This is a genomic window from Candidatus Kinetoplastibacterium galatii TCC219 (genome assembly GCF_000340905.1).
GTDB classification, from domain to species: Bacteria; Pseudomonadota; Gammaproteobacteria; order Burkholderiales; family Burkholderiaceae_B; genus Kinetoplastidibacterium; species Kinetoplastidibacterium galati.
Map to the genome: position 1 here is coordinate 113,809 of NC_020284.1, position 20,756 is coordinate 134,564.

Below are 20,756 nucleotides of genomic sequence, written 5' to 3' on the forward strand. Positions count from 1 at the left end.
ATTTATGATTTTTGTTTAAACTATCTATATTTTTAATTTATTAAGATCCGTGCGTTTTTTTATAAGTCTAGCTTCTAGCATTGTATGTTTGCTAACTTTTTTTGATGCAACATCGTCGACAATATTGTCAAAAACTCCACAGCAGACTGATCGCTTATTTGCTGATGATTTAGGTCAACTACAAATTTCTTCAACTATTAGCAAATTTGATTTACCGTTTGATGATCTACCATTGTTTTTGATTGCGGATCATATTAATGATGATACAGATGGTTCATTTAGTCTAGTTGGAAACGCTCAGTTACGCAGAATGGATTCTGTTATTAAGGGAAATCATATTAAATTTTATCGTGATAACGGTAACATATATGTAGATGGTAATGTATATATTAGATTAGGTAATAGCACATTAATCGGATCAGATGCTTTTCTAAATATATATCCTGTTAATGGATATATAAAAAATGTTAGATTTTGGAAATGCTACAATGATGTTTATGCTGAAGCAGATAGAGTTGATATAATAAATCAATCAAAAATTAAATTACTTAATGTTGTGTATTCTGGAGTAGAAAACTACAAAGAATCATGGTATACAAAGTCTAGTTCTATGATATTAGACTTTGATAAGAACATAGCTAATCTTATTAATGGTCGTTTATATTTATGTAATATACCTATTCTTTACATGCCGTATATTAGTTTTCCAATAAGACCTGAACCTAAATCTGGATTTTTAATGCCAACCTATAGTTTGGTATCTGGAAATGGTTACGATATTATTCTCCCATACTATATTAATATTTCTAGTTATTGTGATGCAACCATTTACCAAAGAATTTCAAGTCAAAGAGGATTTATCCTTTCAAACGAGTTTAGATATGTTAATGATAATTACTATGGCGTTGTTAATGGTAGTTATGTATATAAAGATAAGATAACTGGTCTCGACCGCTGGTATTATAAGTTTAGAAACTGTTTTTATATAAAGGATAACCTGTCATTAGATTTTGATATCTCAAGAGTATCAGATAATTATTTCTTTAGAGATCTATCCTTTAGATATAGCGATAATGATGAACGTAAGTATTTATCTCAGATTAGCAAAATAAGTTGGCATGGTGATAATTTTGATACTTATGTAAAATTATCTTCTTATCAAGTATTGGTAGATGGTATTGAAACCAATTTTTATTATAAAAGACTTCCTGAAATTTTTGTTAGATATAATGATTTGTATGGCAAACTAGGTATTGATCTAGATTTTAATATGGTAAGATTGATAAGATCTCGTTATGAAAGAGATTCATTAAATGATAACTGTAACCGTTTGCAGTTTTACCCAAGCATTAACTATAATTTAGCAAGTGATCCCTATTACATAACTTCTAAGTTTGGAGTTCATCTTTCTGAATATTATTTAAAAAATGATATTAATTCTTATTATAAATCTAGGGTTGTGCCAATATTCTCTTTGAGTTGTGGTTCTTATATTGTTAATAATGTTTCTATATTCAAAAAATCTTTTAATCAAATTATAGAACCAAAATTTTTTTATTTGTATATTCCCTATTCCAATCAAGAAGATTTGCCTTGTTACGATACTACTCGAATTGACTTTAGTTTTCAAAGTCTTTTTGATGAAAATATATATGATGGTGGTTGGGATAGAATTTCTGATGCTAATCACATAACACTTCTATTGAAGGCTAAATATAGTGATGTTAATTTAGAGCATGAAAAAATATCTATTTCTGCAGCAAATAGAATATATTTAGATAGAAGGAAAGTATTTATGCCAGGAGAGGTATTATGTAACAATAGCATCTCTAACTTATTGCTATCTTTTACAACATCTCCATTAATTGATACTGTTGTCGAAGCATGTTTTGATTATGATCTTTGTAAGAATAATTTATGCAAATACTTAGCAAGTATTAAATGGAATCCTCAAGAATCAACAAACATTAACCTTTTGTACAAATATCAGAATGAAACACAAGATATTCTAAGAACTATTATTTTGTCTTTTCAGTGGCCACTAACAGAAAAATTTTATGGGTTAGGGAGATTAGATTTTTTGCATAGTTTTAATATGAAAGGTGATAAAAAAATCAGTGTCCCAAAATTTCTTATAGGTTTTGAATATAAAAAAGACAAATCATGGATTAATAGACTAGTATTTCACCGTTATAGCTTATTTAATGGAAATATTAATAATGCGTTACTATTCCAACTTGAGCTTAGAGGTCTGGGGACTATAGGGACTGATATGACAGATCTACTAGAGAGCAGTGTTTATGATTATAAGCCGCTGATAAATAATGATAATTCTTTAAACTCAATTTTTGATAATTATGAATGATGAGACTCAGTAAAATTATATTAATGATTATTTGTGCCATATCTGTACCAGTATTATCGTTTGTAGCATTTGCTAGTGATTTGTTATACGAAGATAAGATAGTAGCTATAGTTAATAAGGAAGTGATTAGATTAAGCGATTTAGTTAAAATTGAGAATTATTTTATTAATAACTTAATGAAAAATAAAATGAATATTCCTGATAAATTTGTCTTGCGTGCACAGTTACTAAATCAAATGATTGATTGCGAATTGATAAGGCAGGAGTCTAATAAGATAGGCATTTTTATTGATGATAATAAATTAAATACTGTTATATCCGATATGATTGATGAATCTAAATTGAATTTAGAATCATTTCGGTCAAAAATAGAAACGGATGAATCTACTCCTTGGGATATATATTTGTATAATATTAAAAATACTATTTATTTAAATAGCCTAAAGCAGCATCTAATTGAGGAAAAGATACAAATAACGGATCAGGATATAGATAATCTTTTATATGAGTTAAATTACGGAAGTAAATGCGCTGAAAGTTTTTTAAAAAATAGAAAAAGCTATAAAAACTTATATTCTTTATCACAGGTATTATTGAAAATACCGCAAAATTCCTCAAAGAAAATTATTAATGATTCCTGTGAAATATTAAAAGAAATTCATAATAGACTAAGATCTGGAGAAAACTTTGATGATTTATCTAGTGAATTTTCTTATAATCATTCTATATTTTTTATAGATCATTTAGGAACTAAACCTTTAGAATGTTGGCCTGAATTGTTTATTAAGGCTATAGAGGATTTATCCGAAGGGCAGGTTAGTGAGATTTTTAGAAGTTCTAGTGGTTTTCATATTATAAAAGTAATGGATATAATTCCCTGTAATATTGAAAATGATGATGTGCTTTTTAAGAAATTTAATCAAATTTTAACTAGAAAAGAAAGTGACTCAATAATTCAGAAAGAAGTTCAACATATTTTGATAAAATGTCATGAAATATTTAATGAAAAGACAGTAATTGAGAAATTGGAGAATATTCGTAGTGATATAATTTCCGGTAAAGCAAGTTTCTATGATATGGCATGTAATTACTCTGATGATGTAACCGCTTCTCAAGGCGGAGTAATAGGTTGGGTAACTCCTGGCACCCTTGTAAAGGAGCTTGATAGTGTTATTAATAAGTTGGATCCTGGTCAAATTAGTAGCGTCATAAAATCACCATATGGTTATCATTTAATAAAGGTTAATGATATTAGGGATAAAGATATATTTAATGAGAATAAGCGCATTAGAGCAAAAGAATACCTTATTGAATTGAATAAACAATATGTTTTTGATAATTGGTTTAGTAATATTAAAACACGCTCTTTTATAGATAATAGATTGATGAATTAAAAAGAAAAAAGCAATGACGATTTTCAAGCCTCGCAAACGTTTTGGGCAAAATTTTCTTATAGATGATAGCATTATAGAAAAGATTATGATTGCTATAAACCCAAAAAGTAATGATTCTATCATAGAGATAGGGCCTGGTTTATCAGCTTTAACAGCGCCTCTTTTAGATAAACTGGATTCTTTAATTGCTATCGAAATAGACAAAGATATAGCTAGAATTTTGAGAGACAGATATTCTTCTAAGAAATTAATACTATTAGAAAATGATGTCATGAAACAAGATTTCAGTATATTTGGTCGCAATATTAGAATAGTTGGTAATTTACCTTACAATATATCTAGTCCACTGCTTTTTCACTTAATGTCTGTTGCTGATATTGTAATAGATCAGCATTTTATGCTTCAAAAAGAGGTTGTTGATAGAATGGTAGCTATACCTTCCAGCAAGAGCTATGGTCGCCTGTCAGTTATGTTACAAGAACGTTATAAAATTGAAAAATTATTTGATGTTTCGCCAGAATCGTTTTATCCCAAACCTAAAGTTTTTTCATCCATTGTTAGATTAATTCCTTTATCAGATGAACGTAATAAACCTAATAATTATTTATTATTTAAAAAGATAGTCCTAGAAGCTTTTTCAAAAAGAAGAAAAACATTGAGAAATTCTTTGAAGAATATCTCAAAGAATATACATTGGGATAAATTAATGATATCTCCTGAATCTAGAGCTGAGGATATTTCAGTTGAGCAATTTATCAACCTATCTGATCATTTTTTTAATGATCAGATAGGTTGTAGATTATAAAATTTATAATAAAAATATTGTGGACAGCCCTAAGAAAACTATAAACCCTAAAGAATCAGTAGCGAATGTTAGAAGAACTGATGATCCGATAGCAGGATCTTTATTAAAATGAGCTCTAAGCATAGGAACTATAACTCCTACTAAAGTTCCTATAAGAACGTTACATATAATAGCGCCCATTATCACTAATGCTATTAAAACAGAATTAGACATAGACCAAGCAAATACAGCAGCAACAATTCCTCCACTAGTCCCAATAAAGGAAGCAAGAATCATTTCTCTTTTAAGTAATGGAAGAAAATCTCTTTCTGTAATATGATTGGTAGCAAGTGCCCTTATTACCATTGTCATGGTTTGATTGCCAGAATTCCCTCCTATTCCAGCTACTATAGACATAAGAAAAGCAAGAACAACTAGCTTACTTACTGTATTTTCAAACCTCGATGCTATGAATGAAGAAACAGAAGCTGTGAACAAGTTTACTAGTAACCATGGGGCTCTATTTAATATGGCAGTAGTTATAGGTGCAAATATATCTTCTTCTTGTAATCCAGCACGAGATAATGCTTGTGCATTTGAGTCCTCTTGAATTACATCAACTACATCAGCTATTGTTACACGCCCAACTAATCGACCGTAATCATCTATTACTGGAGCTGAAACAAGGTCGTATCTTTCAAATGCTGCAGCAGCATCAGTATCTGAATCCAAAGGATTTATAGTCAAAAAGTCTCTAATCATCACATGATCAACATCATTACTGGGATCACTAACTAATATTTTTACGAGAGGTAGAACACCTTGTAATTTATCTTGTCTATCTACAACGAAGATTTGATCTGTATGATCAGGAAGTTCTTGTAACCTTCTAAGATATCTAAGCACAACCTCAAGTGTTACATCTTCCCTTACTTTAACCATTTCGAAATCCATAAGAGCGCCGACGCTTTCTTCAGGGTAGGCCATTGCCTCTAACAGCCTAGCACGTTCCTCATCATCTAGTCGTTTTTCTACCTCCACTATAACTTCTGATGGAAGATCTGTAGATATATATGCTAGTTCATCAGCATCCATTTTGCTTGTTACGGCGACCAAATCATGCCAGCTCATTACTTCAATAAGTGATTCTCTTACCCAGTTCTCTACCTCTATAAGAACATTAGGTTTGTGATCTTGATCAACTAGAGACCATATAACAAGTCTTCTATCCTTCGGTAATGATTCTAAAATGAATGCTATGTCAGCATTATGCAGAGAATTGATTAATGATCCAAGCTCATGAATTATGTTGTTTTTGTTGAAATCAGTTGATATATTTATTCCCAGATCGTTTTCATGATTGTGTTTCTTAAAATATTCTTGTATTCCTAACAGAGCACTTTTTACATCATCGTGATCTAATCTTCGTATTACAACGGATTTTTTTTGTGAGGCATTAGTAATTCTTTTCATTTTCTTTTTAAATAGATTTCAGAGATCGACTATTTCCTTGTTCATCTATTGCCACATAAGTTAATTTAGCTTCAACGACCTTTATAGGTTCCTGATTGAAAGGTCTTTTTTGAGCATAAACGTCTAAAGATAATGTGATAGATGTATTGCCGGTTTTTACTATTGAAGCGTATAGACTTATTAGATCTCCAACTAATATAGGAGCTTTAAATTGAATAGAATTAACAGCAACAGTAGCTACTTTTCCGCATGCTATTTTAGCAGCTAGTATTGAGCCTGCTATATCAATTTGTGACATTATCCATCCACCAAACACATGCCCATTAATGTTTGAGTCTGATGGCATCGGCATTATTTTTAAAACTAATTCTTGTTCATTAATTTCTTTTGTAGATTCTGTGAATATTTGCATAATTTTATTAGCTTTATAGTAAGATTATTTCGAAACTTGTACTTCTATCAATATGTTAGTTGTTTTTCTATACTAAAAATAATAATATTAGTTTGTTATGTTGCTTATTTTAGGTCGAATCATATCTAGCAAATCCATATAAATTGACTTGTTCCCAGCTAAAATCCATCCATTATTAGCAGGCCATGGGTTTTTATTTGTTATATCTTCGCATATTCCGCCAGCTTCTCTTAGAATTATTGTGCCAGCTGCAACATCCCATGCTGATAAACCGAACTCCCAGTATCCATCGTACCTTCCGCAAGAAATCCATGCCAAATCCAGTGCAGCTGACCCCATTCTCCTAATACTCCTAGTATTTTTTAACATATCTTTCAATATCTTCATCTGTTTTTCATGATATAAGCAGTTATTGTATGGTAAACCAGTGGACACTATAGACTTGTTAAGATATTCAGTATTTGAGCATTTTATTTGTCTTCCATTTAATAATGCTCCATGACCTAGTATGGCTGCAAATGTTTCATTTCTGCTTGGATCGTGTATCACTCCTACTATTGGAGTGTCTTTTTCTAATTTAATTTCATTAATAAAAGTTCCTGCATGAGCTACTAAAGCAATAGATATTGAATAATGTGGAATCCCATGTATAAAGTTTGTTGATCCATCGAGAGGATCTATATACCATGTTGCTACTTTTCCTATATTTCCCCCGGATTCTTCTGTTACAACACTGTATTCATTGCCAGCTATAGTTAGTGTGTCTATAATTTCACGCTCTGATTCTTTGTCTGCTTGAGAGAATAAATCATTATCGTTTTTATTATGTACTATAAGTTTCTGAAGATTATGGAAATAATATTGCAAAATTCGCGCTCCAGATTTTGCAGCTTCTAATGCCATATCCAATGTAGTGGATAGTTTCTTATCATTTAATTGTAAGGATTTTGAGGTAATATCGTTAAACATTTATTAGTTACATGGTTTGGTTATTTATAATAATGAAATAAAAAATTTGTTTATTATATCAGCGTAACAATAATTATTTAATATAATCTTATAGTTCGTTTAATGATCAATCAGATTATCACATTAATTGCATTAATAATTTAATTGATCATTATGATAAAAATATAGTATAATCTAAAAATCGCTAGTAGGGGTGTTAGCTCAGCCGGTAGAGCAGTTGACTTTTAATCAATTGGTCGTGGGTTCGATTCCCGCACACCCCACCATTTTTTATGCTCTTATTTTTATAGATATAAGAATCGATAGTATAGCCATAAATATACCAAGTATATTATTTTTGTTTAATTGTTCTTTAAACAAGAAAATTCCTACAATTGTCCCTGATATAACAACTCCTAAATTCATAACTATAAATACAGTTGACGGCATGTTATTTAGGTATTTATGTGCTTTTATATATGAAATTATATTAACCCAGTTAAGAGCACCAATTAACAATCCATTTATAATATTATTTTTGCTAAAATGAAATTGTTTTTTTATAGTGGAAATATATATTACCATCACAATACTAGCTATTAAAAAAGATAAAAATAAACAATTTGTTAGTGAATTGTTGCTGCTTATTTTTTTAAATAAAATATCACATATTCCATATGTTAAACATACCAATACAGGCCATTTGAAATCAGAAAAAGTTTTTTCTTCTAAAATATGCTTTTGTTGTTTGTCTAGTAATAAGAATATGGAAAATATAGCAATTATTATTTGGATGGTTTTTATGCTGCATCCTTTATCATTAAATATTATAAAGGATGCTATGATAGGTATCACTATAGACATGCGTTGAAATATTTCGCTTTTCGCAACCCCAAAATATTTTATAGATTGTGCCATTGATATAAAACCTAGTGGTAATAAACATCCGATAATTAATATAGTATGCAGGTCGCCACTTACCATATATATTAGATAATATTCAGTGTATATTCTAAAAGAAAGTAAGCTAAAAAATGCAGCTATTATATAGTTTATGAGAATAATTTCACTTAGATCTATTTTGTTTGCATTCTTTTTTAAGATTATTGAGACTAGTATACTGCAAGTAATACTAATAGAAAGGCACAAAAAACCAACAATCATGGTTTTAGATCCTCTAGAAAACTATATAGGATAAGCTTGGCGGAGCGGACGGGACTCGAACCCGCGACCCCCGGCGTGACAGGCCGGTATTCTAACCAACTGAACTACCGCTCCAGCTCTTTAAATGGCGTCCCCTAGGGGATTCGAACCCCTGTACTCACCGTGAAAGGGTGATGTCCTAGGCCTCTAGACGAAGGGGACAAAAATAATTTGGTGGAGATAAGCGGGATCGAACCGCTGACCTCTTGCATGCCATGCAAGCGCTCTCCCAGCTGAGCTATACCCCCTCCATTTCTATTCATTGTCTAGTTTGTCATTATGCAGTAGTTTTATTTTATGTGCAAGCATATTTTTATGTAAAATTATTTCTGTTTTATTTTATTTGCGTTTTAAACACATGTTCGTTGATATTTATTAAAATAGCCCATACATGTTTTATAAATTTTAAACAAAACATTAGGGGAGAGTATTTTTTAAAAAAACTTTATCTCTATTTTGGTCTACAGTCGTCTTACTCTTAACCATAAAGCTCTGCGACTATCTGCCCTAATAACCTCTATCTGAATATTTTCGTAAATAGCGCTGTCACCAAATTTCGGAATCCTATTTATCTGTCCTCCTAACCATCCTCCTACACTATCATATTCATGATCTGGTAATTTTATATTTAAATAATTATTAAGATGACCTATATCAGTTGCAGCCATTACTATCCATTGATTGGGCCCATCTTGAAATATGGAATTTTCTTCCACATGATCAAACTCATCTTCTATATTTCCCACCAATTGCTCAAGAATATCTTCCATTGTAACAAGTCCTGATATTCCTCCATGTTCATCTATTATGATAGCTTGATGATTGTGACTAATACGAAATTCTCTTAACAATATATTCAGTTTTTTTGATTCAGGTATAAAAAAAGCTGGTCTTATTAATGATCTAATTTCTATATTATTGTCAGATATGCATCTAAGTAGATCTTTTGCTAGTAGAACTCCTATTACATTATCACGTTCATTTTCAAAAACAGGGAATCTTGAATGAGTTGTCTCTAAGATTATATTGGTCATTTCATTTAGCGACATAGATATCTCTAACATGTTCATTTTAGAACGAGGGATCATGATATCACTTACTGTCCTTTTTGAAATATTTATAGTGCCACGTATTGCGGACAGAGCATCTAAATCTATCAAGCCTTTTATGTGCGCATCCTCGAGTAAAATTTTTATTTCCTGTATTTCTTTGGGAGAATTTTTTTTCTTTAAAAATGTGAATAAATTCTTGAATGAAGATTTTATACGATTAATAAATTTAGCTAGTGTGTAATTATAATATGAATTGTCAGACATTACTCTGTAAAACCTGATTGATGATTGTACGATTATATCTTAAATATCAAGATACTTTTATATGTATATTTATTATTTTGTTATAATAGCATTATAAATATGGATTTCTAATATTGAATTTGTTTAGTATTTCTATTTCCAAAGCTTCCATTTTTACTGCATCTTCATTATTTGAATGATCAAATCCTAGGGCATGTAGTACACCGTGTATTGTTATGTGAGCAGCATGATCTAAAAAATTTTTCTTTTGCTGGATGGCTTCTTTTTCCACTACAGGTAAACAAATAATAATATCTCCCATTAAATATCCATTCTCTATGCCGTATTCAAATGTTATTACGTTTGTCGAATTATTTTTTTTTCTGAAATTTCGATTAAGCTCTTTAATTTCTTTTTCATTAACCATCCTAATATTTAATCTTATTTTATTGCATATATAAGAAGAATATAATAAAGATGTATTAATAGATTTTTTTACCCATTTACTCAATAGTTTTTCAGTTATGTATATATTTGTATCTTCATATTGAAAATTTATCTTTACCGAAGATTTTTTATCTTGTGGAGTAGAGTTCATAGGCAGTTATAATTTTTGCTACTAATGGGTGTCTTAAAATATCTTTTGCAGTAAATGAATTTATGGATATATTTTCTATTTTATTTAGTATTGATATAGCATCATTCAAACCGCTTTTGTGTCCTGGGAGCAAATCAATTTGTGATGGATCGCCTGTTATAACAGTTTTACTACCCATTCCTATTCTTGTAAGGAACATTTTCATTTGCTCAGGAGTAGTGTTTTGAGCCTCATCCAATATAATAAATGAGTTGTTTAATGTTCTACCTCTCATATATGCAAGAGGTGCTATTTCTATTATTTGCTTTTCAAACAACTTTTGTACTTGTTCGATTCCAATAAAATTATATAATGCATCATATAATGGCCTAAGATAAGGGTCAACTTTCTGTTCCAGATCACCTGGTAGAAACCCAAGTTTTTCTCCAGCTTCTACTGCTGGACGTGTTATTATTAAGCGCTCAACATCATGATTATCTAGTGCATTTACAGCACATGCCACAGCCAACATAGTTTTACCAGTACCAGCAGGACCTATTCCAAAAGTAATATCTTTGTTTAGGATATTATGTACATACATATACTGATTTCTTGTTCTTGGTCTTATTTTTAGTTTATTTAGACTAGAATGCTTTATTCCATAATCTAAATTATTTATGTCTAGTTCTGACATTCCCAGAATAATATCATTTTCACATATCTCTCTGTGCTTTGATTGTTCATAAAAGAAATGAATTGCTTTTTCTGCCAAAAAACTATTTGATCCTGTAATCGTAAATTTATTGCCAGATCTTATAATTTTTGTGCCTGTGATATTAGCTATTGTGAAAATATTATTATCTAACGGCCCACACATCTTTGATAGCAATAAATTATTATCATCATCTAATATTATACTGGTATTTTCTGGGCTAACTTTCAGTTCTGTTTTCATTTAAATATAATTGAGTTAATTGGGATTATATTTGTCCTCGTAACGTATTCCTGTTTGTTTTTACTATTAAGACATCTATCATTTTCCCAATAAGGTTTTCATTTGACTGGAAATTCACTATTCGATTATTTTCAGTACGACCCATAAACTCTTTATGGTTCTTTTTAGATGGTTTTTCTACTAGAATACGTTGTGTTGTACCCACCATAGCTGTAGCTATTTCTTGTGCTTGTTTATCAACAAGTCTTTGTAGTTTTTGTAGTCTTTCTAATTTTACTTCATAGGGCACATCATCAATTAGATTTGATGCTGGTGTTCCAGGACGTCTTGAATATATAAATGAAAAAGCTGTGTCAAATCCTATTTCTTCTATTAGAGATATAGTTTTTCTAAAATCATTTTCAGTTTCTCCAGGGAATCCTACTATGAAATCAGATGAAACAGATAGACCTGGTCTTGATTCTCTTAGTTTTCTGATTACAGATTTATACTCAATAGACGTATAACCTCTTTTCATTGCAGAGAGTATACGATCACTTCCAGACTGAACAGGCAAATGCACAAATGATACTAATTTTGGTAAATTGGCGTAAGCATTGGCAATTCGTTTAGTCATTTCTCTAGGATGGGATGTTGTGTACCTGATGCGCTCTATACCCGGTATTTCATGAACATATTCTAGTAATTTAGCGAAATCAGACATACTTCCATCAATTGTTTTTCCAAGATAAGCATTTACATTCTGACCAAGTAAGGTTACTTCTTTTATACCGTTGTTTGCTAAATCAGCAATTTCTATTAAAATATCTTCAAATGGTCTAGAAACCTCAGTTCCTCTTGTATAAGGAACTACGCAAAAACTGCAATATTTACTGCAACCTTCCATGATAGATACAAAGGCTGTTGGTCTTTCAACTTTAGATGGCGGTGACATTGAGTCGAATTTTTCTATTTCTGGAAAACTTATATCAATTTGAGGTTTCCCTTCATTTATTTTTTTGTCTATAAGATCTGGTAACCTGTGTAAGGTTTGAGGGCCGAAAACTATATCTACATATGGAGCTCTATTCAGAATCTCATGACCTTCTTGGCTAGCTACACATCCACCAACTCCAATAATTATATTAGGATTTTCTTGTTTTAGGATTTTTGCTCTTCCAAGATCTGAAAATACTTTTTCTTGTGCTTTTTCTCTTACAGAGCATGTATTGAATAATATTAGATCAGCTTCTTCTGGGTTGTTTGTGACAGAAGTATATCCATACTTGTAAAGTATTTCTATAATTTTATCAGAATCATATGTGTTCATTTGACAGCCAAAAGTCTTAATATAGATCTTTTTATAAATATTTACAGATTTATTATCAAAGAATATTTTAATATTTTTTCTTTCATGTTTAGAAATAATTAGAACAAAAATTATAGTCAAATTATAGTCATATATGTAATATATACTATACATTTGGATAATGTATTATTGATAAGTGCTCTTGACCTATTTAAACATACTAATTTTTACTTTGGAATATAGCTTTTTATCCCCAAACCTCATCCACATAGCAAGTGATGTAGCAACAAATACCGATGAGTATATCCCAAACCATATACCTATTGTTAAAGCAAGAGAAAAGTAATGTAATGTTTGCCCGCCAAATATTAGTATTGATAGCACCATCATTTGAGTACAACCGTGGGTTATTATAGTTCTAGAAACTGTTTGCGTGATTGACATATTAATTATTTCTGTGATATCACGTCTGTCGGAATGATTTATATTTTCACGTATTCTATCCATTACTATTACAGATTCATTAACAGAATATCCTAGCACAGCTAATATTCCAGCAAGTACACACAATGAAAATTCCCATTGAAAAAAAGCAAAAAAACCAAGAATTATTACTATATCGTGAAGATTGGCAATTATACCAGATAAAGCTAGTTTGTATTCGAATCTTATAGTTAAGTAAACAATAACACCTACTATTACAGTTATTAGGGCCAATATACCATCTAATATAAGCTCATTACCTACTTGAGGACCTACTGTTTCTACTCTAGTTATGTGCAAAGATTCATCATAATTCTTAAGATCTAATAGAATTTTGTTAACCTGGGTCTCTAAAGTACTGTCTTTAGACAATACAGGTAATCTAATCATTATTTCACGTAAAGAATTAAATAATTGCACCTGATAATCTGTGTATCCTATCTTGAATATAATTTCACGAACCTTATCTGAGGATAGCTTATTATCTCCTGAGAAATTCATTTCTATAGTAGTGCCACCAGTAAATTCTGTAGATAAATTTAATCCTTTAGTAGTTATAAAAAATATTGCTATTGTAAACGTCATTAGACTTATTAAATTAAGAACTAATGAATATTTCATAAAAGGAATAGTTTTATTAATTCGAAAGAACTCCATAGTATTCCTTAATTATTATTTTTTGGTTTCCAGACTTCACCTATGGATATTTTTGAGAGATTTTCTCTTTTTCCATACCAGAAATTTACCATCATTCTTACACACAAGACAGACGAAAACATCGATGTCATTATACCAAGACAATGTACTATTGCAAAACCACGTACCGTCCCCGATCCTAATGTTAGTAAGGAAAGTCCTACTATCAGAGCTGTAATGTTAGAGTCTAGAATAGTAGCCCAAGCTCTTTTAAATCCATAATATATTGCTTTTTGTGGATTATTACCATTTCTTAATTCTTCTCTGATTCTTTCATTAATTAAAACATTGGAATCTATTGCCATACCAACGGTAAGTGCAATAGCAGCTATACCTGGCAGGTTTATTGATACTTGCATAACAGATAAGCAGGCAATCAACAATATTACATTTATAATTAACCCAATGCTAGAAAATAATCCAAATAATCCATAGTAAGATGTTATAAAACAAACTACGGAAATAAATCCATATACTGTAGATTTTAAACCTTTTTCTATATTGTTTAGACCCAAACTCGGACCTATTGTTCTTTCCTCCACAATTTTCATTGGAGCAGCTAATAAACCGGATCTTAACAATATAGATATCTCTGCAGCTTCTTCTGGACTCATTGCTCCAGATATTTGCACTTGTCCACTAGGAATCTCGCTTCTTATAAATGGGGCTGTTATTATTTCTCCTATTCCATTTTCAAATAATATTATTGCCATTCGTTTGTTTATATTATCTCTTGTGACATCTTTAAATATACGAGAGCCTTTAGAATCTAGTGTTAAATTCACAGAAGGTTGCCTTGATTGTGCATCACGTCCGTAGCGTGCATCTTTTATATTAGAGCTAGTTAGTATTGGTTGCTTATATACAAAGGTATCATTACCATTATGATCTCTAATATTCTCTAAGCCAAAAGGCAACAATCCACTTTTAAATAGATTTTTGGTTGCTTGAGAATCATCAATCATTCTTACTTCTAGTTTTGCTGTTCTTCCTATCAAATCCTTAGCTTTAGATATATCCTGTTTTCCAGGAAGCTGTACAATTATACGTTTACTGCCTTGTTGTTGTATTATTGGCTCGGAGTCGCTTATCCCGCTTATGCGCTTATTTAGAGTAGATATATTTTGTGAAACCGCATTAATTTTTATTGTTTCTAAAAACTTTTTACTAAAAGAAACACTTATTGATGACTGATTATATCCATTTTCCTCAATAAAAATATCATCATCCAGCCACTGTTTTTTGATATTTCTTATCGCTTCATTTTTATCGCTTAATTTATGTAATTTTACTAGTATATTATTCTTGTTACGATCTACTTTTGCTATTATCTTTTTCCTATTAAGGATAGATTTTATTTCCATTGCTGTTTCAGCATATTTTGATTCTACTGCAGCTTCGGTATCAACTTCTATCAGAAGATGTACACCACCACGCAGATCCAAACCTAGAGACATAGGTTTAGCTCCCAGGAGATCAAAAATTCTCATAAAACTTGGTGTTATGCTAGTCATACCAATTGTTATGTTATATACATTACTTTTATTTGAACCTGTATTTAAATTTTGATTGAGTTTTTCTAAAAGACAAAATTGATCATCTGATGAAGATAACTTGATTGTGATGCTATTATCTTTCTCTATAGAAACTGAATATTTTTTCACATTAGAATCGGAGATTATATTTTTTATTCTCTCGATAGCTATAGTATCAATTTTTTTGTATATTCGGGCCTCAGATATTTGTATATAAGGAACTACTTCATAAAAGTTTGGTGCTGTGTATATGAAACCAGCAAGAACCGCGAATATGATAAACAGGTTTTTCCAGGTAGGATAGCGGTTCATAAATTTAGATAATTGCTATAAAAAGTTAGATTAAGATTTTCAATGCATATTACAAAGATTTTATTGTTCCTTTAGGCATAACACCAATAATTGCATTTTTCTGTGTTGCTATTTCAATAGGATTCTTATCTGAAGAATACGAAATATCTATAACAACATAGTTTTCATTTATTTTCTTTATCTTCCCTAATATTCCACCGGAAGTAATAATTTCATCATTCTGAGATAAGCTAGAAATTAGATTCCTATGTTCTTTTTGGCGTTTTATTTGTGGTCTTATCATTAAAAAATATAAGACTATAAACATAACTAATATTGGAAGCATGTTTAATATAGGACTACCTTCTGCTGTTGTAGCGTTTGCTTGAGTCATAATCAAATTAGAGATACTGTTTATATGCATTATTTCATTCCACGTTATTAAAATTAATTAGTCGTTATTATAATTGTTTTTTATTCTTTATCAATTTTTAATATGAATTACTAGATCTATCTTCTAAGAAATTATTCTTCCAGATATCAAATTTTTTTTCATTTATTGACTCTCTGATTTCCTTCATCATGTTTAGATAGAAGTGTAGATTATGTATAGTATTTAGTATTGATGAATTTATTTCTTTAGTTATCTGCAAGTGGTGTAAATAGGATCTTGTGAAATTTCGACAAGTATAACAAGCGCATGTTGGATCAAGGCCATTAGTATCATTTTTATATCTTGAGTTTTTTATTTTAATATTCCCATACCTAGTGAACAGCCATCCATTTCTAGCGTTTCTTGTTGGCATAACACAATCAAACATATCTATCCCGTTAGAAACTGCATTTACTATATCCTCAGGAGTTCCGACTCCCATTAAGTATTTTGGAAAATTATCTGGTATTTTGGGGCTTACAAACTCTAGAATTTTATGTAAGTATTCTTTTGGTTCTCCGACTGAAAGTCCTCCAATAGCATATCCGTTAAACCCTATGTCCAATAGTCCATTTATTGACTCTTCACGTAAATCTTCATAAATACCACCTTGTACTATTCCAAACATAGAGTTTTTATTCTCTTGCCGTTTAAATTCATCTAGGGAACGTTTAGCCCATCTTAGTGATAAGTGCATAGAACTACGTGCTTCTTCCCTATTTATGATATGAGATCCTATTTGATATGGGGTGCATTCATCAAAAATCATTGTAATATCAGAATTTAATATACTTTGTATTTGTATGGATTTTTCCGGAGTTAAAAATAATTTTGATCCATTTATAGGAGATGAGAATCTAACTCCTTCTTCTGTTATTTTACATAATTCTTTCAAACTGAATACTTGAAATCCACCAGAATCAGTTAATATAGGCTTCTGCCATTTTATAAAATTATGTAATCCTTCATGATGGTTGATTATATCTATTCCCGGTCTCATCCATAAATGAAAGGTGTTTCCTAATATAATATGTGCTCCAATCTCTTCCAGATCTCGTTTTAACATTGCTTTTACGCATCCGCCAGTTCCAACAGGCATAAAAGTTGGTGTTTTTAGAGTACCATGGTTTAGATGTAGTAGGCCATTTCTAGCACGGCCATCTGTATTTATGATTTTAAAATTTAGATTATTTGTCATTTTGGCACTCAATGAACATTGCATCTCCGTAGCTGAAAAACCTATAATTATGCTTTACAGCATGCTCATAAGCTTCCAAGATTCTATCTCTGCCAGCTAATGCAGAAACTAAAATCAATAGTGTCGATTTTGGCAGATGAAAATTTGTTACTAAAGCATCTACAATTTTAAATTTATAGCCTGGTTTTATAAATAAATTTGTTTCATTGCATACCGGGTTTATTATGTTTCTATATATCGAAGAATAATTATATGGGTTTAATGCCGCTGATTCTAGTGCTCTAGCACTGGTTGTTCCTACTGCAATTATCCTTTTTCCGTTAGTTCTTGCACTTTGAATAGACTTGATTGTTGATAATGGAATATCATATCTTTCAGTATGCATTATATGTTCGTTGATGTCTTGAGTTCTAATTGGTTGAAATGTTCCAGCACCAACATGTAAAGTTAAAAATGCTATTTTTATACCACATAGTTGAAGTTCTTTTAGAATTCTTTGATCAAAATGAAGACCGGCTGTTGGTGCTGCAATTGCGCCTGGATTTTTTGCAAATATTGTTTGATATCTAGTTTCATCAGAATTGTCATTGTTTTTCTTTATATATGGTGGTAGCGGAATGTCACCGTATTTTTCTAGTACATCATTAATATTTTCAGAAAATTTTAATATAAAAAAATCACTATTCCTTGAGGTAATACATACCTCAACAATATTTGAAATTATTATTTTTGTACCTATTTTTATAGTACTATTGGACTTAATTTGAGCAACTGCTGTATTTGGGTCTAATATTCGTTCTACCAGAATTTCTATTTTCCCTCCACTATATTTCTGAGCTTTCAAACGTGCTTTTATTACTTTTGTATCGTTAAAAATCAGCAAATCTCCTGGTTCTAGGATTTTTGTCAAATCAGAAAAATACAAGTCATAAGTATTATTTTTTGAGTCTATGTGTAGTAATCTGCTATTGCTGCGTTCAAGCTCTGGGGTTTGTGCAATCAGATTCTTTGGTAAAAAATAATTAAAGTTAGATATATTTATTAATTCTGACACGGTATTATTAACGCTTTTTATTTACATTTACGAAAATTTTTAAATTAATATAAACAGAAAAATTATGAAAAATAAATTCAAAAATTTTAGAATGCTTATATTTCGAGACTATTCCAGATGTTATCAATATTCTTTTTGATAGAGTCAAGCATTATTATTGGTTTTCCCCACAATCTATCAGTCTCTCCTGGTAGTTTGTTAGTAGCATCTATTCCCATTTTGCTACCTAACCCTGATTTAGGTGAGGCGAAATCTAAATAGTCTATAGGAGTATTTTCAACTAATAAAGTGTCTCTATATGGGTCTGTGCGCGTACTTATTGCCCAAATAACTTCTTTCCAGTCTCTAATATTGATATCTTCATCTACTATTATTATAAATTTTGTGTACATAAATTGACGTAGCATACCCCATAGCCCAAACATTATTCTTCTTGCATGACCAGCATATTGCTTTTTAATAGAAATTATAGCTAACCTATAACTACATCCTTCAGCAGGAAGATAAAAATCTACAATTTCTGTAAATTGTCTTTTAAGTATTGGGGTAAATACTTCATTCATTGCTAAACCTAGCACTGCTGGTTCATCTATAGGTTTTCCTGTATAGGTAGAGTGATATATAGGAGATCTTCTCATAGTAATTCTACTAACAGTCAGGACAGGAAATAGCTCTTGTTCATTGTAATAACCTGTATGGTCGCCATAAGGACCCTCTAAAGCCATCTCATATCCTGATTCTGATGGCATTATACAGCCTTCTATGATTATTTCTGCTCTTGCAGGAACGTATAGCTCTAATCCAATAGATTTTGTTATTTCTGTTCGTGAGCCTCTAAGAAGACCTGCAAATTGGTATTCAGATAGACTATCTGGTATAGGAGTCACAGCTCCTAACATGGTGGCTGGATCAGTGCCAATAGCAACAGCAACCTGAAAAGGTTCATTTTTGTTAAGCCTAGCGTGTTCTTGAAAATCCAATGCTCCACCTCTATGAGGGAGCCAACGCATTATTAATTTATTTTTTTCTAGTAACTGTTGACGATATATTCCTATATTTTGTCGTTTAGATAATGGTTTTTTTGTTATAACTAACCCCCATGTTAACAAAGGAGCTACATCGTCTGGCCAGCATTTTTGAATTGGTATATCGTACAGATTAACGTCTTTTTCTTCTATTACGATTTCTTGGCAAGGAGCATTACTGACTATTTTAGGATTCATATCCCACAAAGCCGCTTTCAACATAGAGATTTTCGAAAAGGCATCGCGAATACCACTAGGGGCTTCTGGCTCTCGTAATGATGCTAAAATTTCACCTACGTCGGTTAATGATTTTATAGAATTTGAATCTATCCCAAGCGATATTCTCTCTACTGTTCCGAATAAATTAGTTAATATGGGCATAGATGATATTTTGTTATTATGTAGTATATGTTCAAATAACAAAGCTGGCCCTTGCTTAGAAATTACTCTTGATGATATTTCTGTTATTTCTAGATCAGAGCAAATTTGAGCATTAACCCTCTTCAATAAGTTTTTTTCTCTAGGTAAGTAATAAATTCTCTTAAATCACGATACTTCACATCAAGCTTCCAGTTAGATAATTTTATTTAATCATAGATTCCAGCGTAGCATGTTGCTTATAGCTGAAATAACCGCAATACCAGCAGTTTCTGTTCTAAGAATTCTAGACCCAAATCTCATGGGGTATATATTATTTAAATTAGTCACTAAATCTAATTCTTTTTCAGACCATCCGCCTTCAGGACCTACCATTATGGTTAATGATTTTGTGTCTTTAATTATTTCTAACACATCAAAAATATTATTTTTTGATAGTGGGTCGCACATTATAATAGGATCTTCTCTAGGCTGCATTAAGTAATTATTTAGATAAACACATTTATCAATTCTAGCTAATAAACTTCTCCCACACTGCTCACTAGCTGAAATTATAACACGTCTCCAGTGAGACAAGCTCTTCTCTAGATTATCGCTAGTGATATGATTGTTGCATCTTTGTGTTTGCATAGGAATAATGTGTTGAACTCCAAGTTCTATAGATTTTTCTATTATAAAGTCCATCTTATTCTTTGAGGTAATGGCTTGAGCTAAAGTTATATGCCCTGATAACTCCATTTCATTTTTAATATGCTCTCGTATTTCTGCAAAGAAATTCTTATTAGTTATAATTAGACTCGACATATACTCTCCTCCAAGACCATTGAAAAGTAAAATGTTGTCGCCGTGTTTTAGTCTAAGCACTTTAATGTGATGCACTACTTCATGAGGAAGCTGGATAATTTCATTTGTATTTAGACTGATGTCGCAAAAAAAACGTGATAAATGCATATTATTGATAAATTAATC

General features: G+C 30.9%; 17 protein-coding genes, 4 tRNA genes and 1 pseudogene. 4 read left to right on the forward strand and 18 right to left on the reverse strand.

Going from position 1 to position 20,756, the window contains the following annotated elements; genetic code table 11:
- Positions 1 to 49: 49 nt before the first annotated feature.
- From ST1E_RS00550 to rsmA, 3 genes are read left to right on the forward strand one after another with little or no spacing between them, the layout of a single operon-like run.
- Positions 50 to 2,365 (forward strand): LPS-assembly protein LptD, encoded by a 2,316-nt coding sequence (locus tag ST1E_RS00550; RefSeq protein ID WP_015389313.1) that lies wholly within the window; start codon positions 50 to 52, stop codon positions 2,363 to 2,365.
- Between the two features lie 23 nt (positions 2,366 to 2,388).
- The gene (locus ST1E_RS00555; RefSeq protein WP_015389314.1) at positions 2,389 to 3,759 is read left to right on the forward strand and encodes a peptidylprolyl isomerase; all 1,371 of its coding nucleotides are present in this window, start codon (positions 2,389 to 2,391) and stop codon (positions 3,757 to 3,759) included.
- A 13-nt stretch (positions 3,760 to 3,772) separates the two neighbouring features.
- Positions 3,773 to 4,564, forward strand: a complete 792-nt coding sequence (gene rsmA / locus ST1E_RS00560) for a 16S rRNA (adenine(1518)-N(6)/adenine(1519)-N(6))-dimethyltransferase RsmA (RefSeq protein WP_015389315.1) — start codon at positions 3,773 to 3,775, stop codon at positions 4,562 to 4,564.
- Between the two features lie 3 nt (positions 4,565 to 4,567).
- On the opposite strand, the gene mgtE is transcribed toward rsmA, so the two are convergent.
- The 3 genes from mgtE to ST1E_RS00575 form a co-directional block, all read right to left on the reverse strand.
- Complete coding sequence (mgtE, locus tag ST1E_RS00565) at positions 4,568 to 6,016, reverse strand: magnesium transporter (RefSeq protein ID WP_015389316.1); 1,449 nt, start codon at positions 6,014 to 6,016, stop codon at positions 4,568 to 4,570.
- A gap of 7 nt (positions 6,017 to 6,023) precedes the next feature.
- The gene (locus ST1E_RS00570; RefSeq protein ID WP_015389317.1) at positions 6,024 to 6,428 is read right to left on the reverse strand and encodes an acyl-CoA thioesterase; all 405 of its coding nucleotides are present in this window, start codon (positions 6,426 to 6,428) and stop codon (positions 6,024 to 6,026) included.
- 87 nt (positions 6,429 to 6,515) lie between these two features.
- Positions 6,516 to 7,397: an inositol monophosphatase family protein gene (locus tag ST1E_RS00575; protein WP_015389318.1), complete on the reverse strand. Its 882-nt coding sequence runs from the start codon at positions 7,395 to 7,397 to the stop codon at positions 6,516 to 6,518.
- 190 nt (positions 7,398 to 7,587) lie between these two features.
- Here ST1E_RS00575 and ST1E_RS00580 point away from each other — a divergent pair.
- Positions 7,588 to 7,663: transfer RNA gene (locus tag ST1E_RS00580), tRNA-Lys, on the forward strand.
- Between the two features lie 4 nt (positions 7,664 to 7,667).
- On the opposite strand, the gene ST1E_RS00585 is transcribed toward ST1E_RS00580, so the two are convergent.
- The 15 genes and pseudogenes from ST1E_RS00585 to ST1E_RS00655 all read right to left on the reverse strand — a co-directional run bounded on the left by ST1E_RS00585 (position 7,668) and on the right by ST1E_RS00655 (position 20,738).
- Positions 7,668 to 8,540 (reverse strand): EamA family transporter, encoded by an 873-nt coding sequence (locus ST1E_RS00585; protein WP_015389319.1) that lies wholly within the window; start codon positions 8,538 to 8,540, stop codon positions 7,668 to 7,670.
- 37 nt (positions 8,541 to 8,577) lie between these two features.
- A tRNA-Asp gene (locus tag ST1E_RS00590) sits at positions 8,578 to 8,654 on the reverse strand.
- An 11-nt stretch (positions 8,655 to 8,665) separates the two neighbouring features.
- Positions 8,666 to 8,741: transfer RNA gene (locus tag ST1E_RS00595), tRNA-Glu, on the reverse strand.
- A 10-nt stretch (positions 8,742 to 8,751) separates the two neighbouring features.
- Positions 8,752 to 8,827, reverse strand: a tRNA-Ala gene (locus ST1E_RS00600).
- Between the two features lie 213 nt (positions 8,828 to 9,040).
- A complete protein-coding gene (locus ST1E_RS00605) occupies positions 9,041 to 9,895 on the reverse strand; it encodes a CorC family transporter (RefSeq protein ID WP_015389320.1) in 855 nt (284 codons plus the stop codon).
- A 91-nt stretch (positions 9,896 to 9,986) separates the two neighbouring features.
- Positions 9,987 to 10,472, reverse strand: a complete 486-nt coding sequence (gene ybeY, locus ST1E_RS00610) for an rRNA maturation RNase YbeY (RefSeq protein WP_015389321.1) — start codon at positions 10,470 to 10,472, stop codon at positions 9,987 to 9,989.
- Complete coding sequence (locus ST1E_RS00615; RefSeq protein ID WP_015389322.1) at positions 10,450 to 11,406, reverse strand: PhoH family protein; 957 nt, start codon at positions 11,404 to 11,406, stop codon at positions 10,450 to 10,452. The genes ybeY and ST1E_RS00615 overlap by 23 nt, the downstream gene beginning before the upstream one ends.
- Before the next feature lie 25 nt (positions 11,407 to 11,431).
- A complete protein-coding gene (miaB, locus tag ST1E_RS00620) occupies positions 11,432 to 12,868 on the reverse strand; it encodes a tRNA (N6-isopentenyl adenosine(37)-C2)-methylthiotransferase MiaB (RefSeq protein ID WP_015389323.1) in 1,437 nt (478 codons plus the stop codon).
- 33 nt (positions 12,869 to 12,901) lie between these two features.
- Positions 12,902 to 13,834, reverse strand: coding sequence for a protein translocase subunit SecF (secF, locus tag ST1E_RS00625; RefSeq protein WP_015389324.1), 933 nt, complete (start codon positions 13,832 to 13,834; stop codon positions 12,902 to 12,904).
- Positions 13,835 to 13,842: 8 nt separating this feature from the next.
- Positions 13,843 to 15,720 (reverse strand): protein translocase subunit SecD, encoded by a 1,878-nt coding sequence (gene secD, locus ST1E_RS00630; RefSeq protein WP_015389325.1) that lies wholly within the window; start codon positions 15,718 to 15,720, stop codon positions 13,843 to 13,845.
- 49 nt (positions 15,721 to 15,769) lie between these two features.
- Positions 15,770 to 16,123: a preprotein translocase subunit YajC gene (gene yajC / locus ST1E_RS00635; RefSeq protein ID WP_015389326.1), complete on the reverse strand. Its 354-nt coding sequence runs from the start codon at positions 16,121 to 16,123 to the stop codon at positions 15,770 to 15,772.
- Positions 16,124 to 16,190: 67 nt separating this feature from the next.
- Positions 16,191 to 17,330, reverse strand: coding sequence for a tRNA guanosine(34) transglycosylase Tgt (tgt, locus tag ST1E_RS00640; protein ID WP_015389327.1), 1,140 nt, complete (start codon positions 17,328 to 17,330; stop codon positions 16,191 to 16,193).
- Positions 17,320 to 18,384 (reverse strand): tRNA preQ1(34) S-adenosylmethionine ribosyltransferase-isomerase QueA, encoded by a 1,065-nt coding sequence (gene queA, locus ST1E_RS00645; protein WP_015389328.1) that lies wholly within the window; start codon positions 18,382 to 18,384, stop codon positions 17,320 to 17,322. The genes tgt and queA overlap by 11 nt, the downstream gene beginning before the upstream one ends.
- Before the next feature lie 95 nt (positions 18,385 to 18,479).
- Positions 18,480 to 19,969: pseudogene (locus ST1E_RS00650) on the reverse strand (UbiD family decarboxylase).
- Positions 19,970 to 20,000: 31 nt separating this feature from the next.
- On the reverse strand, positions 20,001 to 20,738 hold the full coding sequence (locus ST1E_RS00655; RefSeq protein ID WP_015389330.1) for a 16S rRNA (uracil(1498)-N(3))-methyltransferase: 738 nt from the start codon (positions 20,736 to 20,738) through the stop codon (positions 20,001 to 20,003).
- Positions 20,739 to 20,756: the final 18 nt, after the last annotated feature.

Excerpts from the sequence above, each read along its gene's own strand:
- secF (WP_015389324.1), bottom strand. The coding sequence starts at position 13,834 with ATGGAGTTCTTTCGAATTAATAAAACTATTCCTTTTATGAAATATTCA.
- ST1E_RS00605 (WP_015389320.1), bottom strand. The coding sequence starts at position 9,895 with ATGTCTGACAATTCATATTATAATTACACACTAGCTAAATTTATTAAT.
- ybeY (WP_015389321.1), bottom strand. The coding sequence starts at position 10,472 with ATGAACTCTACTCCACAAGATAAAAAATCTTCGGTAAAGATAAATTTT.
- ST1E_RS00615 (WP_015389322.1), bottom strand. The coding sequence starts at position 11,406 with ATGAAAACAGAACTGAAAGTTAGCCCAGAAAATACCAGTATAATATTA.
- secD (WP_015389325.1), bottom strand. The coding sequence starts at position 15,720 with ATGAACCGCTATCCTACCTGGAAAAACCTGTTTATCATATTCGCGGTT.
- ST1E_RS00555 (WP_015389314.1), top strand. The coding sequence starts at position 2,389 with ATGATTATTTGTGCCATATCTGTACCAGTATTATCGTTTGTAGCATTT.
- ST1E_RS00570 (WP_015389317.1), bottom strand. The coding sequence starts at position 6,428 with ATGCAAATATTCACAGAATCTACAAAAGAAATTAATGAACAAGAATTA.
- ST1E_RS00585 (WP_015389319.1), bottom strand. The coding sequence starts at position 8,540 with ATGATTGTTGGTTTTTTGTGCCTTTCTATTAGTATTACTTGCAGTATA.
- mgtE (WP_015389316.1), bottom strand. The coding sequence starts at position 6,016 with ATGAAAAGAATTACTAATGCCTCACAAAAAAAATCCGTTGTAATACGA.
- ST1E_RS00655 (WP_015389330.1), bottom strand. The coding sequence starts at position 20,738 with ATGCATTTATCACGTTTTTTTTGCGACATCAGTCTAAATACAAATGAA.
- rsmA (WP_015389315.1), top strand. The coding sequence starts at position 3,773 with ATGACGATTTTCAAGCCTCGCAAACGTTTTGGGCAAAATTTTCTTATA.
- tgt (WP_015389327.1), bottom strand. The coding sequence starts at position 17,330 with ATGACAAATAATCTAAATTTTAAAATCATAAATACAGATGGCCGTGCT.
- miaB (WP_015389323.1), bottom strand. The coding sequence starts at position 12,868 with ATGTATAGTATATATTACATATATGACTATAATTTGACTATAATTTTT.
- ST1E_RS00575 (WP_015389318.1), bottom strand. The coding sequence starts at position 7,397 with ATGTTTAACGATATTACCTCAAAATCCTTACAATTAAATGATAAGAAA.
- yajC (WP_015389326.1), bottom strand. The coding sequence starts at position 16,123 with ATGCATATAAACAGTATCTCTAATTTGATTATGACTCAAGCAAACGCT.